13 protein-coding genes are annotated in these 15,009 nt (G+C 67.2%); 5 read left to right on the top strand and 8 right to left on the bottom strand.

Going from position 1 to position 15,009, the window contains the following annotated elements:
• Positions 1 to 6 precede the first annotated feature (6 nt).
• The 7 genes from fabI to ACP7C5_RS14435 form a co-directional block, all read right to left on the bottom strand.
• Positions 7 to 810, bottom strand: coding sequence for an enoyl-ACP reductase FabI (gene fabI, locus ACP7C5_RS14465; RefSeq protein ID WP_133187333.1), 804 nt, complete (start codon positions 808 to 810; stop codon positions 7 to 9).
• Positions 807 to 1,766 (bottom strand): YihY/virulence factor BrkB family protein, encoded by a 960-nt coding sequence (locus ACP7C5_RS14460; RefSeq protein ID WP_426264777.1) that lies wholly within the window; start codon positions 1,764 to 1,766, stop codon positions 807 to 809. The genes fabI and ACP7C5_RS14460 overlap by 4 nt, the downstream gene beginning before the upstream one ends.
• Positions 1,767 to 1,787: 21 nt before the next feature.
• A complete protein-coding gene (locus ACP7C5_RS14455; RefSeq protein ID WP_426264776.1) occupies positions 1,788 to 2,729 on the bottom strand; it encodes a DnaJ C-terminal domain-containing protein in 942 nt (313 codons plus the stop codon).
• 77 nt (positions 2,730 to 2,806) lie between these two features.
• Positions 2,807 to 3,697, bottom strand: a complete 891-nt coding sequence (locus ACP7C5_RS14450; RefSeq protein ID WP_332793476.1) for a transglutaminase family protein — start codon at positions 3,695 to 3,697, stop codon at positions 2,807 to 2,809.
• A 130-nt stretch (positions 3,698 to 3,827) separates the two neighbouring features.
• Positions 3,828 to 6,305: a circularly permuted type 2 ATP-grasp protein gene (locus tag ACP7C5_RS14445; protein ID WP_426264775.1), complete on the bottom strand. Its 2,478-nt coding sequence runs from the start codon at positions 6,303 to 6,305 to the stop codon at positions 3,828 to 3,830.
• Between the two features lie 83 nt (positions 6,306 to 6,388).
• Positions 6,389 to 8,911 carry a DNA ligase D gene (gene ligD / locus ACP7C5_RS14440; RefSeq protein WP_426264774.1) on the bottom strand — a complete coding sequence of 841 codons (2,523 nt, stop codon included), beginning with the start codon at positions 8,909 to 8,911 and terminating at the stop codon, positions 6,389 to 6,391.
• 180 nt (positions 8,912 to 9,091) lie between these two features.
• Positions 9,092 to 9,991: a Ku protein gene (locus ACP7C5_RS14435; RefSeq protein WP_426264773.1), complete on the bottom strand. Its 900-nt coding sequence runs from the start codon at positions 9,989 to 9,991 to the stop codon at positions 9,092 to 9,094.
• Between the two features lie 107 nt (positions 9,992 to 10,098).
• Here ACP7C5_RS14435 and pdxH point away from each other — a divergent pair, with 107 nt between their 5' ends.
• The 4 genes from pdxH (at position 10,099) to ACP7C5_RS14415 (ending at position 13,298) form a co-directional block, all read left to right on the top strand.
• Positions 10,099 to 10,677, top strand: coding sequence for a pyridoxamine 5'-phosphate oxidase (gene pdxH, locus ACP7C5_RS14430; RefSeq protein ID WP_426264772.1), 579 nt, complete (start codon positions 10,099 to 10,101; stop codon positions 10,675 to 10,677).
• Complete coding sequence (locus tag ACP7C5_RS14425) at positions 10,674 to 11,618, top strand: cation diffusion facilitator family transporter (protein ID WP_322159669.1); 945 nt, start codon at positions 10,674 to 10,676, stop codon at positions 11,616 to 11,618. The genes pdxH and ACP7C5_RS14425 overlap by 4 nt, the downstream gene beginning before the upstream one ends.
• Positions 11,615 to 12,448, top strand: coding sequence for a PhzF family phenazine biosynthesis protein (locus ACP7C5_RS14420; protein ID WP_426264771.1), 834 nt, complete (start codon positions 11,615 to 11,617; stop codon positions 12,446 to 12,448). Before ACP7C5_RS14425 ends, ACP7C5_RS14420 begins: the two co-directional genes overlap by 4 nt.
• Positions 12,449 to 12,863: 415 nt before the next feature.
• Complete coding sequence (locus ACP7C5_RS14415) at positions 12,864 to 13,298, top strand: DUF4826 family protein (RefSeq protein ID WP_426264770.1); 435 nt, start codon at positions 12,864 to 12,866, stop codon at positions 13,296 to 13,298.
• Positions 13,299 to 13,533: 235 nt separating this feature from the next.
• On the opposite strand, the gene mnmA is transcribed toward ACP7C5_RS14415, so the two are convergent.
• Positions 13,534 to 14,640: a tRNA 2-thiouridine(34) synthase MnmA gene (gene mnmA / locus ACP7C5_RS14410; protein WP_322159673.1), complete on the bottom strand. Its 1,107-nt coding sequence runs from the start codon at positions 14,638 to 14,640 to the stop codon at positions 13,534 to 13,536.
• Between the two features lie 124 nt (positions 14,641 to 14,764).
• Here mnmA and ACP7C5_RS14405 point away from each other — a divergent pair, with 124 nt between their 5' ends.
• Positions 14,765 to 15,001, top strand: coding sequence for a hypothetical protein (locus ACP7C5_RS14405; RefSeq protein WP_189676839.1), 237 nt, complete (start codon positions 14,765 to 14,767; stop codon positions 14,999 to 15,001).
• The last annotated feature ends 8 nt before the right edge of the window (positions 15,002 to 15,009 follow it).

Below are 15,009 nucleotides of genomic sequence, written 5' to 3'. Positions count from 1 at the left end.
CGCCGCCTATGCCAGCGCGATGTCGGGCGCGTCCTCGGCCTTCATGCCGATGACGTGATAGCCCGCGTCGACATGGTGCGTTTCGCCCGTCACGCCGCTCGCCAGATCGCTCAGCAAATACAGCCCCGCCCCGCCGACATCCTCGATCGTGACGTTGCGCTTCAACGGCGAGTTGAGCTCGTTCCATTTGAGGATCAGGCGGAAGTCGCCGATCCCGCTCGCCGCCAGCGTTTTGATCGGCCCGGCCGAGATCGCGTTGACGCGGATATTGTCGCGCCCGAGATCGACCGCGAGATATTGCACGCTGGTCTCGAGCGCGGCCTTGGCTACGCCCATGACATTGTAGTGCGGGATGACCTTCTCGGCGCCGTAATAGCTCAAAGTCAGCAGCGAGCCGCCATTGGGCATCATCGCCGCCGCGCGCTTGCACACCGCGACGAACGAATAGACCGAGACGTTCATCGTCATCAGGAAATTGTCGAGGCTGGTGTCGACATAGCCGCCGCGCAGCTCGTTCTTGTCCGAGAAGCCGATCGCATGGACGACGAAGTCGATCGTCGGCCATTCCTTCGCCAGATCGGCAAAGGTCGCGTCGAGCGCGCCCATGTCCGACACGTCGCAATCGAACAGCCGCGCGACGCCGAGTTGCTCAGCGAGCGGGCGCACACGCTTTTCCATCGCCTCGCCCTGGTAGCTGAAGGCGAGCTCCGCCCCCGCTTCGCTCAGCTTCTTCGCGATCCCCCAGGCGAGCGAACGATCATTGGCGAGCCCCATGATCAGCCCGCGCTTGCCTGCCATCAATTCCGTCACGCTATCACCGCCTCATTCGTTTCAGGCGTGCTCTCTACCCCGTGTTCGGTCGGTTCCGCCAGTGCTGCATTCAAATGCGCGCCGAACACGATGCCGAGGCCGACGAGAAAGAAGAACAGCAAGGCGATGATCACGCCGGCCAGACTGCCATAGGTGAGATCGTAACTGCCCAGCCGCGACAGCACGACGGGCAGCAACGCGGTGATGCTGACCCACCAGACGGTGGTGAACAGCGCGCCGGGCCATTTCGGGCATTTGCTCAACCGATATTTCGACGGGGTGACCGAGAAGAACAGCATGTAGAGCGCGCCGAACATCACCACGCCGGGCACGATCCGCGACAGCCCGACCCAGCCCGCGATATTCTGCGCGAACGGCAGCAGCGTGTAGATGAAGCGCTCGACCGCGGTCATCAGGCCCTGGACGAGGAACGACAGCAGGGCGATCACCACCGAGGCGATGATGACGAGCATCGAGCTCAGCCGGTAATGCCAGAACGGCTTGGTCGAGACGACGCCGTAGGCGCGGCGGAAGATGTCGCGGATCGTCTCGACGAAGCTGCCGACCGACCACAACGCCACGATTGCGCCGATCCACAGCAGCGATCCAGTGCGCGCGAGGAGCACGTCGTGGATCGGCTTTTCGAGCAGCTCGGCGACGTTGGCGGGCAACACGTGGAGGAACGAGGCGACGGCGCGCTGCGTCTCGGCGCTCTGGCCGATCAGCGAGGCGATGGCGGCGGCGAGGATGAAGAACGGAAATACCGTCAGCAGCGCGAGATAGGCAAGATTGCCGGCGTGGATGAACCCGTCCGAAAACACGCCGATCAGCACGCGCCGCAGCACTTGCCAGGCGCGCGCCGGGAGCCGCGCGGCGGGCGGAACATCGGACGGGGTGACACCCGCCTCGCCACGCACCGCGCGGACTTCGGGCGAGACGGGGGAAATCTGACTCAAGCTAAGCTCCGGCTAAAACGGTCAGACGTCCATCCCTGCCCGCGGGTTCCGTGCCGACTCGTCTTTCCAGCCCTCGGCGAACGCGATCAGCGCCGCGTCGTCGGCGGGGAGATCGATCATCAGCGTCACGAGCTGGTCGCCGCGCGTGCCATCCTTGCGATGAAAACCGCGGCCGCGCAGCCGCAGCGTCTTGCCCGAAGTCGATCCCTTGGGGACGGTGAGCATCACCGCGCCCTCGGCAGTCGGCACGCGGACGCTCGCGCCGAGCACCGCTTCGACCAGGCTCACCGGCAGATCGAGCCGGACGTCGTCGCCGACGCGTTCGAAGAAGCGATGCGGCAGCACGGTGATCGTGACGATGCCATCGCCATTGCCGCCCGGTCCCGCCTGTCCCTTGCCCGCGAGCCGCATCTGTGCGGCGCTCTCGAGCCCGGCGGGGATCTTGAGGTCGATCGTCTTGCCGTCGCCGAGCGTGATGCGCTGCGGCTTGGCGGCGACCGCGTCGATGAAGGGTACGTCGAGCTTGTAGAGGATGTTGCCGCCCTTGGGCTGCTCGCGCCGCCCGAAGCCGCCGAACCCGCCCGCAAAGCCGCCGCGCCCACCGCCGCCGCTCCCTGAAAACATGTTCTCGAAGATGTCGCTCAGATCGGGACCGTCGGCCTGGAAGCCGCCGCCGCCCGGGCCGGGGCGGAAGCCGCCGGGATTGCCTGCGCCCGTGCCAAAGCCGAACGGTGCGGCGGGGTTGCCGTCGCCGTCGATTTCGCCGCGGTCGAAGCGTGCGCGCTTGTCCTTGTCGTTGAGCAGATCATAGGCTTGCGTCACGGTGCTGAAGCGCTCGCTCGCCTTGGGATTGTCCTTGTTCTTGTCGGGATGCAGCTCCTTGGCGAGCTTGCGATACGCCTTCTTGATCTCGGCCTCGGACGCGGTCCGCGCCACGCCCAGCGTTGTGTATGGATCGGCCACAAAAGTCCCCGGTAGTCTGGAATAGGTTCAGTGCGGCCTATCTGGGGTATCGCCGCCTCGAGTGCAAACGCCGTTCGTTACGCCGCCGCCTCAAGGACGGGGGCGACGTCGACGCTGACGTCCATCTTCTGCGCGCCCGAACCGAGCACGACGCCGTCGATCGGCGCGATCTCGCCATAGTCGCGGCCGATCGCCATGACGATGTGATCGCCCGCCATCCAGATGCCGTTGGTCGGATCGACCCCGACCCAGCCGAGCTCGGGCCCGCACCACAGCAGCACCCAGGCATGCGTCGCATCGGCGCCGACGAGCCGCGCCTGGCCGGGCGGCGGGATCGTGCGGATATAGCCCGAGGCATAGGCCGCGGGCAGCCCGGCGGCGCGCAGGCCCGTGATCATGATCTGCGCGAAATCCTGGCAGACGCCGCCGCGCTTGAGGAACGCCTCGTGCGGGGTGGTGTCGACCAAAGTCGCCTCGGCATCGAAGGCGAAATCGTTCTGGATGCGCTGCGCGAGGCCGATCGCGGCGTCGAGCGCGGGGCGGTCGGGATGCAGATCCTGCGCGCACCAGTCGGCGATGTCGCGGTCGAGCGGGATCAGCGGCGAGGGGAAGAGATAGGCGGCGGGGCCCGCCGGCGAGGGATCACGGCTGACGCGCGCCGCGGCGGCGATCTCGCGCAGCGGCGGCGATCCGTTCGACGGCATCGGCACCGGCCGGTCGATCTCGATCCGCGAGACGCTCTCGATCATCAGATGGCGCACCGGCTGTTCGACCACCATCCGCATCACATTGGCGAGCCCCGCCTCGGCGCGCGCGGGCGCGACGCGGCCCGAGGGCGAGATCGTCAGGCGATAGTCGAGCAGGGTCTGGCCCGACCAGTGGATCGGTTTGAGCCGCAGATTGCAGCGCGCGAACTTGACGCGCGCGCCGTAGTCGAAGCGTGTGACGTGGCGGATGTCGTAGATCATCGAAGCTTTCCGTCATGCCGGACGTGATCCGGCATCGATGCGAGCCGGCAGATAAAAGCGCGGCCGCCCAAATATCGTTGCGCTTCGCATGGACCCTGGATCACGCCCGGGGTGACGGCCGGATATAGCGTCACGCCAGTGTCATCCCGGCCGCGCGCAGCGGCTCGGCGCCCTGGAGGAAATAGCGCCGTGCGATCGCCTCGGACAATTGGAACAGCCGCCGCTCGACATCGCCGAGAATGTCGGCGTCGAGCGCGGCCGCGGTCGCGGTCGAGACGATCGCGGTGAGCACGCTGCCCTGGACTTGCTGCGGCTCCTCCATCCCGTCATCCTCGAGCACGGGCAAGGCGGCGAGATGCTCGCAGATCCGGCAGATCTGGAAGGCGAGCGAGCGTGGATTGCCCGGATCGAGCGCGACAAGATCGACCACCGGCACGCGCGCGATCCCCGTCAGATAGCGCTGGCGATAGCTGATCTGGCTGTCGGCGAGGTCGAGCAGCGTCGAGAGATCGTCGATGCTCGCCTGCGCCATGCCGAACGCGCGCACCGCGCGCGTGACGCTCAGCGCGCGTTCGAGCCGGCGGCCGAGATCGTGGAAACGCCACGCCGCGGTCCGCCCCATATGCTCGGCCGAAAGCCCCGACAGCGCGGCATAGCGCCGCTGGAGCGAACCCGCGCGATCAAGCATCCCGCCCTTGTTTGGATACGGCGCATCGAGCAGCCGGACGACGTCGGCCGCGAGCCGATCGCGCGAGCCCTGCCCGATCCCGCGCGCGAGCCGGTTGATCGTCCGGACGCTATGCCAGCCGGCATCCTCCATCGCGGTGCGCGCAAACGCCGCGAGATCGCTCCGGCGCAGCGTCGCGGGATGCGGCGCACCACCGCCACTCACCACCAGCCCGACGAGCCGCCCGACGGTCTCCGCCGACAGCGCGGCACCGGCATCGGCATCGATCGAATTGCCGAGCATCACGCGGACAATGCCGAGCAAGGCCTCGCCGCGCTCGAGATAGCGACCGAGCCAGAAGAAATTGTCGGCGACGCGGCTCGGCAAGGTCCCGGGATTGCGACGGACATGGATCGTGTCGGCGGGCGGCAGCAGCGAGACGGGCGCGACCGTCTCGGCGCCGTGGATCGCGACATCGGCCGACCAGCACCCCTCGCCCATCACCGCGGCGCGCGGATCGGGATGTTCGGCGATCCGTGCGAACCCGCCCGGCAGCACGACCCAGCCGCCGTCCGCCCCGCGCGCCGCGAAGACGCGTAGCGTGAAAGGGCGCGCCGCGAGCCCGGCGTCGGTCACCACCGGCATCGTCGAGAGCCGGACGACTTCCTGCCCGACATAATCCTGCGGGCGGCGCGCCATATCGTCGAGCAAGGCGTCGCGCGCGGCGCCCGTGATATCGGCGCCGTGCAGCGCGATGCCACCGGGCAGCCCGAGCGGCGCGACCCCGAAGGCGGGGCCGATCAGCATCCGGTCGAAATCGTCCATCACCTCGCTGCGCGCGCGGTCCTGCCCGCACCACCAGGTCGCGATATTGGGCAGGATCAGATCGGCGCCGAGCAGCCGCGTCGCGAGCGCGGGCAGGAACGCCCCGAACGCCGCCGATTCGAGCGCGCCCGCGCCCGGCGCATTGGCGATCACGACATTGCCCGCCGCCGCCGCGTCGATCAGCCCGGCAACACCGATATGCGAGTGCGAATCGAACGCCAAAGGATCGAGCAGCCGCGGATCGATGCGGTGCCACAGCGCATCGACACGCTTCATCCCGTCGATCGTGCGGATGTAGAGCTTGTCCTCGAGCGCGGCGAGATCGGCGCCTTCGACCAGCAGAAAGCCGAGATAGCGCGCGAGATGCGCTTGCTCGGCATAGCTTGCGCTATAGCGGCCGGGGGTGAGCAGCCCGATCCGCGGCTCGACACGGCGGCAGGCGGCGGCAAGGCCATCGCGGAACGCCGCGAAGAACGGCGCGTGGCGCTGAACGTTGAGCCGCGATTGCAGCCCGCCCAAGGTTCGCGCGATCGCCAGACGATTTTCCAACGCGTAGCCAGCGCCGGCAGGCGCACGCAGGTGATCGGCAAGCACGCGCCATTCGCCGGTCGGCCCGCGCCCGAGATCGACCGCGATGAAATGGAGGTGGTGCCCGCCCGGCGGCACCAGCCCCGCCATCGGGCGCAGGAAGAACGGCGATCCGCCGACCAACGCCGCCGGGATCAGCCCGCGCGTGACGAGGCTTGCATCGCCGTAGAGATCCTCGATCACGCTCTCGAGCAGGTCGGCGCGCTGGACGATGCCGCGCTCGATCGTGCGCCATTCCTCGGCGTCGATCAGCAGCGGGACGGGCGAGAGCGGCCACGGGCGCTCCTCGCTTTCGCCGATGATGCGAAAGCCCGTGCCGATATCCTCGGCATGGCGCTGGACGCGCTCGCGCGCCTGGCCGAGATCGTCGCCCGCCACCGCGGCGAGTTCCTCGAACATCGCGCTCCACGCCGGATCGGGATCGGTGCCGAGCACGTCGCCCTGGATCGCGCGGGCGCGATAGTCGGCGATCCAGCGCGCGGCATGCGTGGCGGGGTCGAGCAACGAAGGCGCGGAGGCCGTGGCCATCGAAATTTCTCTAATCCCCCAAAGAACGCGGCCGACAAGGCCACAATCGCTTCGCAGGTGCAACAGGCTAAGATCGATTACGATTACAGATCGGGCAGAACTTGGTCCGCAACGCCCCATCCCGCGAGATCGCGCGATTGGGCGCGCATGATCAATGCGGCGGCATCGCGCACGCCCCAGCGGCTCGCGGCGTCGATATCGCGCAGCTCGGTCCACGACACGGGTGCCGCGACGGGCGCGCCGGCGCGGGCGCGCGCGACATAAGGCAGTACCGCGGTCGCGCCGCGCTGGTTGCGCAGCCAGTCGATGAAGATCCGCCCCTTGCGCTTGGCCTTCGACATCGTCGCGAGGAAGCGATCGGGCTCGGCCGCGCCGAGCGCGCGGGCGAAGCGTTCGGCGAAATCCTTGACCGCGGGCCATTCGGCTTGCGGCGTGAGCGGCACGACTACGTGGACGCCCTTCCCGCCCGACAGCATCGCGAAGCTGACGAGGCCGAGTTCGGCGAGATGTTCCTTGAGGTCCGCCGCGGCCTTTTTGACGACATCGAAGCCGAGCTCTTCGTCGGGGTCGAGATCGAACACCATCCGATCGGGCTGTTCGAGGCTGCCGACCGACGAGCCCCAGCCGTGAAATTCGATCGTTCCCATCTGGACGCAAGCGACCAGACCGTCGGCATCGTCGACATAGAGATAGTCCTCGCTCGACCCGTCCTTCTCCGGGATCGCGACCTTGTGGACGTGATCGCCCTTAAAGCTGCCCGCGTCGTGCTTCTGGAAGAAGCAGGCCTTTGCGCGGCCTTGCGGGCAGCGCACCAGGCTGATCGGGCGGCTGCCGGCGAAGGGCAGCATGATGCTGGAGACCTGTGCGTAATAATCGGCGAGCTCGCCCTTGGTGACGTTCGATTCGGGAAAGATCACGCGGTCGCGATTGCTGATCTTGATGTGGGTTTCGGGGATGTGGCTTTCGGGGATGTGGCTTTCGGGGATGTGGCTTTCGGGCGCGTCGACCGCCACCGGCGTCTCGGCGACGACCTCGCTCGCCGCCTTGTCCTCGCGCAAACCCAGGAAGCTCGAATGGCGCAGCACGCCGTCGGGCGTGGTCTCGGCATAGGCGACTTCGGCGACGAGCTGCGGTTTGACCCAATGCGCCCCGCGAACCGCCGCTGGGGGAGCCTTCACCGTCGGTGTCTTGCGCTCGATCTTTTCGAGCCGTTCGCGCAGTTCCATCATCAGGTCGGTGCTGAACCCGGTCCCGACCTTGCCGGCATAGATCAGCCCGTCGGGCCCGTTGAGGCCGAGCAGCAGCGAAGCAAACCCGCGCGATTTCGCGCTCGTCGTCCAGCCGACGATGACGAATTCCTGGCGCTGCGTGCACTTGATCTTGAGCCACGCCTGCGTCCGCTTGCCGCGATACGGCGCATCGGCGCGCTTCGACACGACGCCTTCATAGCCTTCGCGGCACATCGTCTCGAACAGTTGCTCGCCCTGCCCGATGATATGCTGCGAATATTGGACGCGCAGGTCCTCGCCGTCGATCAGCGGCTCGAGCCGTTCCTTTCGCGCGGTGTTGGCGAGGCCGGTCAGGTCCTCGCCGTCGAGCTGGAGCAGGTCGAAGGCGAAGAAGGTCATCTCGCCGCCGCTCGAAATGGCGGTCTTGAGCGTCGAGAAATCGGGCTTGCCGTCCTTGAACGCGACGATCTCGCCGTCGAGCAGCGCGGTCTTGGCGGGGAGATTGGCGACCGCGTCGGCGATCGCCTGGAATTTGTCGGTCCAGTCGAGGCCCGAGCGGGTGAAGACCTTGGCCTTGCCCTTCGCGACCGCGATCAGCGCGCGGTAGCCGTCATATTTCACCTCGTGGAGCCACTGGTTTCCCGACGGTACCGCATCGACCAGCGTGCAAAGCTGCGGTTCCTGAAACACCGGCATCTTTCCGTCATCCCCGCAAACGCGGGGATCCCGCTTCTGGCCTGCGGTTGAAGACGAGCGCGACCCCCGCGTTCGCGGGGATGACGGGGTGGACTGTTTCGACGGTTTCTTGCCCTCGGCGATCTCCGCCATCGTGCGGCCGGTCGTCACACTCGTCAGCCCGGTCTCGACCAGCGTATCGGTCCCGCCCGCCTCGGCATCGCCGACCTTGCGCAGCAGCCAGTTCTCGCCCTTCTCCTTGCCGCGCGGCTTGAGCCGGATCAGCATCCACTCGCCCTTCATCCGCTCGCCCTCGAGCACGAAGTGGAGGTGGCCCTGCTCGAGATCCTTCGCGCTTTTGCCTGCGATCGGCGCCCAAGTGCCGCTGTCCCACAGCATCACCGTGCCGCCGCCATATTCGCCCTGCGGGATCGTGCCCTCGAAATCGGCATAGGACAGCGGATGGTCCTCGGTGCGGACGGCGAGGCGTTTCTGGTCGGGGTCGATGCTCGGGCCGCGCGTGACCGCCCAGCTCTTGAGCACGCCGTCGACCTCGAGGCGGAAGTCCCAATGGAGCCGCGACGCGTCGTGCTTCTGGACGATGAAGCGGTTGCCGTGGCCGGGGTCGAGCGTGCCGGCGGGCTCGGCGGTCTTCGCGAAATCGCGCTTGGCATTGTATTTGGCGAGCGGGTCGATGCTCATCCCTCCCCTCCCGCTTGCGAGTTCGAGGTCGACAGCGCCCCGCGCTGTCGAGGATGTGCCGGGGGCACATCCGACCCCGAACTGGGCTGGGGGTGGGCGCGCGCGATCGACGGATGCTCACGCTGAAAGCGCGCGCCCACCCCCGACCCCTCCCGCCAGCGGGAGGGGGGGAGAAGAAGCTCAAGCACGCTTCTTCGCCGCCGCGCTCTTGGCGGGCGTGCTTTTCACGGGCGCCTTCTTGGCCGGCGCCTTCTTCGCCGCCGCGGGCTTTTCCGCCGTCTTGGCCGGCGCCGCGCTTCCCATCGACTTGCGCAGCGCGGCCATCAGATCGACCACGTTCGACCCCTTCACCGGCTTGCCGTCGTCCTTATCCTCGATGATCTTGCCGCCCTTGGCCTTGCGCTTGCGCTCGACCAGATCCTTCAGCGCATCGACATAGCGATCGTGGAAATCCTGCGGGTGGAACGCGCCCGACTTCTTCTCGATCAACGCTTCGGCAAGATCCAACAGGTCGGCATCGGGCGTCGTATCGGCAATGTCGCGGAAATAGCCCTGTGCCGTGTTGACCTCGTCGGCATAGCGCAGCGTCTCGAGCACCATCCCGCGCCCGCACGGCTTGAGGCTCACGACATATTCGCGCCCGCGCATCGCCAGCTGCCCGAGCCCGACCTTCTTGGTCCGCCGGAGCGCCTCGCGCAGCACGATGAACGCCTCTTCGGCGAGATCATCCGCCGGAACGACGAAATAGGGCTTCTCGTAATAGAGCACGTCGATCTCGCTCGCATCGACGAACTGCGTCAGCTCGAGCGTCTTCTTCGATTCGAGCTTCACCGCATCGATCTCGCCCTGTTCGAGCAGGACATATTCGCCTTTCTCGAACTCGAAGCCCTTCATGATCTCGTCGACATCGACCGGGCCGACGCCGGTGACGACCTTTTCGTAATGGATCGGCTTGCCGGTCGGTTCGTGAATCTGCTTGAAGCTCACCGCCGCACCCGATTTGGTCGCCGAGTAGATCTCGACCGGGATCGAGACCAAGGCGAGCCGGATCTGCCCCTGCCAATATGCGCGTGCGGCCATGCGGTGAAATCCTTCGTTTCGAAGCCGATTCGATAGCGCAACAATCCTTCAACGCGGGAGTCGTTCCGTTTCTCGACAGCACGCCTGCGGAATCGTAAAGGCGTGCCATGGCCGATGACCCCTTCCAGCTGTTCGACACGTGGTACGCCGAGGCGCGCGTAAGCGAGATCAACGATTCCAACGCGATGGCGCTCGCCACCGCCGACGCAGACGGACGCCCGTCGTCGCGGATGGTGCTGCTCAAGGGCCACGGCCCCGACGGCTTCGTGTTCTACACCAATCGCGGCAGCCGCAAGGCGGGCGAGCTCGCCGCCAATGCCCATGTCGCGTTGCTGTTCCACTGGAAATCACAGCGCCGCCAGATCCGCATCGAGGGCAGCGTGGCCCGCGCGACCGACGCCGAATCGGACGCCTATTTCGCCAGCCGCGGTCGTGATTCGCAGCTCGGTGCCTGGGCTTCGGACCAGTCGCGCCCGCTCGACGATCGCGCGACCTTCGAGGCGCGTTTCGCCGAGATGCAGGCGAAGTTCGACGGCCAGGACGTCCCGCGCCCGCCCTTCTGGGGCGGCTATCGCGTCACCCCCGCCGTGATCGAATTCTGGCAGGACCGCGCGCATCGGCTGCACGAGCGCCGCGTCTTCACCCGCACCGCGGACGGCTGGACCGAAGGATTGCTCTACCCGTGACCGAGGACCAGCGCCGCGCCATCCCGCATACCGTCCGTGCCGCGCTCGCGAGCGTAGCGATGGCGTGCGGGCTGATCGCGCTGAAAACCTATGCCGCCTGGTCGACCGGATCGGTCGCGATGCTCGGCAGCCTCGCCGATTCGGGGCTCGACCTGCTCGCCAGCCTGGTCACGCTGTACGGCGTGCGCCTCGCCGCGCAGCCGGCCGATCACGACCACCGCTTCGGGCACGGCAAGGCCGAGGCGCTTGCCGCGCTGTTCCAGGTCATGCTCATAACCGCTTCGGCCGCGGGCATCGCCTGGCGTGCGGTGATGGCGCTCGGCAGTAACGAGGCAACGCAGGGCGCGGAGTTCGGCATCGGCGTGTCGGTGATCGCGATCGTCGCGACGATGGTGCTGCTCGCCTATCAGCGCAGCGTGATCCGCCGCACCGGCTCGGTCGCGATCGTCGCCGACAATGTCCATTACCAGTCCGACGTGCTGCTCAACGGTTCGGTGATCGTCGCGCTGGTGCTCGACCAATATCTCGGCTGGCATCAGGCCGATCCGATCTTCGGCATCATCATCGCGCTGTGGCTTGCGTTCGGGGCGTTCCGCGCCTCGTCGAGCGCGATCGACCAGTTGATGGACAAGGAATGGCCCGAGGACATGCGCCGCGACTTCATCGAGGTCGCCGCGCGCCAGCCGGGCATCAAGGGCATCCACGATTTCCGCACGCGCCATTCGGGCGCGCACGATTTCGCGCAGTTCCACATGGAGGTCGCGCGCGACATCACCGTGGCGGATGCGCATGTCGTGGTCGAAGGCGTCGAGCGCGCGTTGCGCAAGGCGTTCCCCAAGGTCGAACTGCTGATCCATCTCGACCCCGAGGGCCATGTCGACACCGACAATCCCTTGGTCGAAGCCGACGTCACCCCTCACTGGTTCGGGAAACGCGCATGAGACTGCCGATCGTTCAAATCGACGCCTTTGCAAGCGAAGCCTTCACGGGCAATCCAGCGGCGGTGATGCCGCTCGCCGCGTGGCTTGACGACGCGGTGCTGCAGGCGATCGCCGCCGAGAACAATCTCAGCGAAACCGCCTTCATCCTGCCCGATGCGAGCGGCGAGGCCAATTTCGAACTGCGCTGGTTCACGCCGACCAACGAGGTCGTGCTGTGCGGCCACGCCACGCTCGCCAGCGGCCACTTCGTGCTGTCGAGCGATCCCGAGCGCGACGCAGTGACCTTCCGTACGCGCAAGGCCGGCATCCTGACCGTGACGCGCGCCGGCGACAGTTACGAACTCGCGCTGCCCGCCTGGGCCCCGTCTCCCAAGCCGCTGCCGCATATCGTTGCAGCGCTCGGGCTCGACTCGGCGGTCGAGACGCTGTGGCATCCGCATCGCTATGCGCTGATCGTGCTCGAGCATGCCGACCAGATCCGCGCGCTCGATCCCGATTTCCGGCGGCTCGGCCGTCCTTCGGGCGATGACCCGCAGGCGGGTGCGGATGCCGAGGTCGACGTGCTGACGATCGTCACCGCGCCCGGCGACGACACCGACGTGATCAGCCGGGTGTTCGCGCCGGGCGCGGGGATCGACGAGGATCCGGTGACGGGCTCGGCGCATGCGGTGATGACGCCCTATTGGACGGCCCGCCTCGGCCGCGACCGCTTCACCGCCTACCAGGCGAGCGCGCGGGGTGGGCATCTGACGTGTCGGCTCGATGGCGAGCGGGTCGTGCTCGGGGGATCGTGCGTGACCGTGATGGAGGGGACGTTCTTCCTCGGTTGACGCGGCGATCCGTGCTCTAGCGGGGCATGATCACCGATCCTGCCGCGAGCGCGATGGTGACAGCAGCTGATAAAGCCCCCGCTTGCAGAGCCGAGGGCCTGCGGTGATACCGCGCTACGACATCGAATATTCGCTCAAGCGCGAGATCGCCGAACGCGCCGCCAGCGCCAGGGCGAGCGACCTCACCGCGCGCGTGGCGCACGCCTAACTCGCCGACCGCTACGCCGATCGGGCGTGGGGCGCGCGCGAGGCGCGCTGCGAGGCGGGGGATACGAAATGCTGATGGGGTGGCGGTGGGGCCTTGACCTTCCGCGATATGAGCCGGCGATTTGGCGCCGCTTCCGTGTGTTTCATGGCGACCAATTGCGGACGTAACCAAGTTGCTGAGGTTCGGCTTGCAAGATAGCGTGCTCGCATGATCGACGATCCACACGAAGACGCGGATGAGCAGTGGTGCGCCAAGCAGCGTGAGCAGGTGATTGCCTACTTGTCCGACGAAGGTTTCATCACGCCGACCGTGGGGGATTGGCCAGCGTGGCACGTCACACCGGTCGTGTCCGTCTGGGCTGTTGAGAGCATCAAGCACCCCGGAGCCGTTGGCTGGTGGGCCGTTTCCGGCGACTTTCCATCCGATTACATAACTTGTTCAGAAGACTCGAACCCGCGCTCGGCGCTTCGCGACATTGGTGAGCGTTGGCGGCAGGCCGCCGCGCGTTGGGTTGGCGCGAAGCCTGCGGAAGGCTTCCAGCTCCGAAACGCTGCGCACGAGCATGAACTGGCACCGTTGCTTGCAACGCGTGCGCAACTGTTTCTCGACTTAGCGGCTGACGATTGTAATTGGGAACAATAACCGCCCGCCGGCTCCCTATCAAATTTAGACATTGTCTCGTCCGTCGCCCCGGCAGAGGCCGGGGCCTCTGGATGGCCTGACCGGCGGCGAGACACCAGGGGGGAGGCCCCGGCCTTCGCCGGGGCGACGGTTATACGTTAGCGCCGCTTCCCACCAACAGGCGACGTCGGCGGCGCTGACGCCGCCCTAGGCCCGCGCTTCACTATCGGCCCGCGTCCCGACGCAGCAAACCCGTTCACGCCGCGACCAGCGCGCTCTCGGTTTCCTCGATCCAACCGCCGCCCAGCACCCGGTCGCCGGCGTAAAGCACCGTCGCCTGCCCCGGCGCGACGCCGTATTCGGGCGCGTCGAACACCACGCGCTCGCCGTCGAAATGCGCCGCCACCGGCTTGGCGAGCGAGCGCACCTTCGCGGTCATCGGCCCACGATACGCACCCGCCAGCCAGTTGACCCCGCTCAGCCGCGCCGCGCGCACGCCGAGCGCGGCCTTGGGCCCGACCACGACGCGCTTTGCCGCCGCATCGAGTCGGATGACGTAGAGCGGTTCGGGCGTCCCGCCGATCTCGAGCCCGCGGCGCTGGCCGACGGTGAAGTGGATCAGCCCGCGATGCTTGCCGAGCACGCGGCCGGTCTCATCGACGATCTCGCCGCTGGTATCGGCATCGGGGCGCAGTTTCTTAACGAGCGAGGCGTAATCGCCGTCGGGGACGAAGCAGATGTCCTGGCTGTCGGGCTTTCCCGCGACGCCGAGGCCAAGCTCGGCCGCCAGTTCGCGCACGCGCGGCTTGGGCATCGCCCCCAATGGGAAGCGCAGGTAATCGAGCTGTGCTTGCGTCGTCGCGAACAGGAAATAGCTCTGGTCGCGCGCCGGATCGGCGGCGCGGTGGAGTTCGGCACCCCCCGCCCCTTCGACTCGGCGAACATAATGCCCGGTCGCGAGGCAATCCGCGCCGAGATCGCGCGCGGCGGCGAGCAGGTCGGTGAATTTCGGCCCCATATTGCACTGGATGCACGGGATCGGCGTGCGTCCGGCGAGGTAATCGTCGGCGAAGCGGTCGATCACTTGGTCGCGGAAGCGCGATTCGTGGTCGAAGACATAATGCGCGATGCCGAGTCGGTCGCACACGCTCCGCGCATCGCGAATGTCGCGCCCGGCGCAGCACGAGCCCGCGCGCCCGACGGCTTCGCCGTGATCGTAGAGCTGGAGCGTGATGCCGATCGTCTCGGCCCCGGTCCGCGCCGCGAGCGCTGCCACGACCGAACTGTCGACCCCGCCCGACATCGCGACGACGATACGCTTGCCCGCCAGATCGGCGCCCAGCTGAAATTCACCTGTATCCATGCCCCGCCAGATAGGCGTTCGCCCGCCGCGATGCAAAAGTATCGAAAAGATCTTCGGCAGCTTTACCTGCCCTTTAGGACCTTGCCCGTACAGCATCCCTTCGAACCGCAATCGGATGTGCCGCGTGGACCTGAACTTTACCCGATTTGAAGCCGACGCCACCGTCGTGGCGCTCCCGCCCGACCTGGCCGTGCTGATGGTCGGGGTCGCGGCGCGCCAGGCGGCAAGCCCGACGGCGATGATGCAGGCGCAACTTCCGCCCGTGCACAGCATGCCCGATTGGTTTGCCCCCGCGCACGGCTGCTTCAACCTGGCCGTTGCACGGCTGATCGCAACCCCCCTCTGCGGGGCACGAGAATGAAGATGTTG

This window comes from Sphingomonas sp. PWP1-2 (assembly GCF_049898305.1).
Lineage (GTDB): Bacteria > Pseudomonadota > Alphaproteobacteria > Sphingomonadales > Sphingomonadaceae > Sphingomonas > Sphingomonas glacialis.
This window is presented reverse-complemented; position numbering and strand designations above follow the sequence as displayed.

What these genes read in the sequence shown, in the direction of transcription:
- ACP7C5_RS14445 (WP_426264775.1), bottom strand. Translation starts at nt 6,305, where the DNA reads ATGGCCACGGCCTCCGCGCCTTCGTTGCTCGACCCCGCCACGCATGCC.
- mnmA (WP_322159673.1), bottom strand. Translation starts at nt 14,640, where the DNA reads ATGGATACAGGTGAATTTCAGCTGGGCGCCGATCTGGCGGGCAAGCGT.
- ACP7C5_RS14435 (WP_426264773.1), bottom strand. Translation starts at nt 9,991, where the DNA reads ATGGCCGCACGCGCATATTGGCAGGGGCAGATCCGGCTCGCCTTGGTC.
- ACP7C5_RS14420 (WP_426264771.1), top strand. Translation starts at nt 11,615, where the DNA reads ATGAGACTGCCGATCGTTCAAATCGACGCCTTTGCAAGCGAAGCCTTC.
- ACP7C5_RS14450 (WP_332793476.1), bottom strand. Translation starts at nt 3,697, where the DNA reads ATGATCTACGACATCCGCCACGTCACACGCTTCGACTACGGCGCGCGC.
- pdxH (WP_426264772.1), top strand. Translation starts at nt 10,099, where the DNA reads ATGGCCGATGACCCCTTCCAGCTGTTCGACACGTGGTACGCCGAGGCG.
- ligD (WP_426264774.1), bottom strand. Translation starts at nt 8,911, where the DNA reads ATGAGCATCGACCCGCTCGCCAAATACAATGCCAAGCGCGATTTCGCG.
- ACP7C5_RS14415 (WP_426264770.1), top strand. Translation starts at nt 12,864, where the DNA reads ATGATCGACGATCCACACGAAGACGCGGATGAGCAGTGGTGCGCCAAG.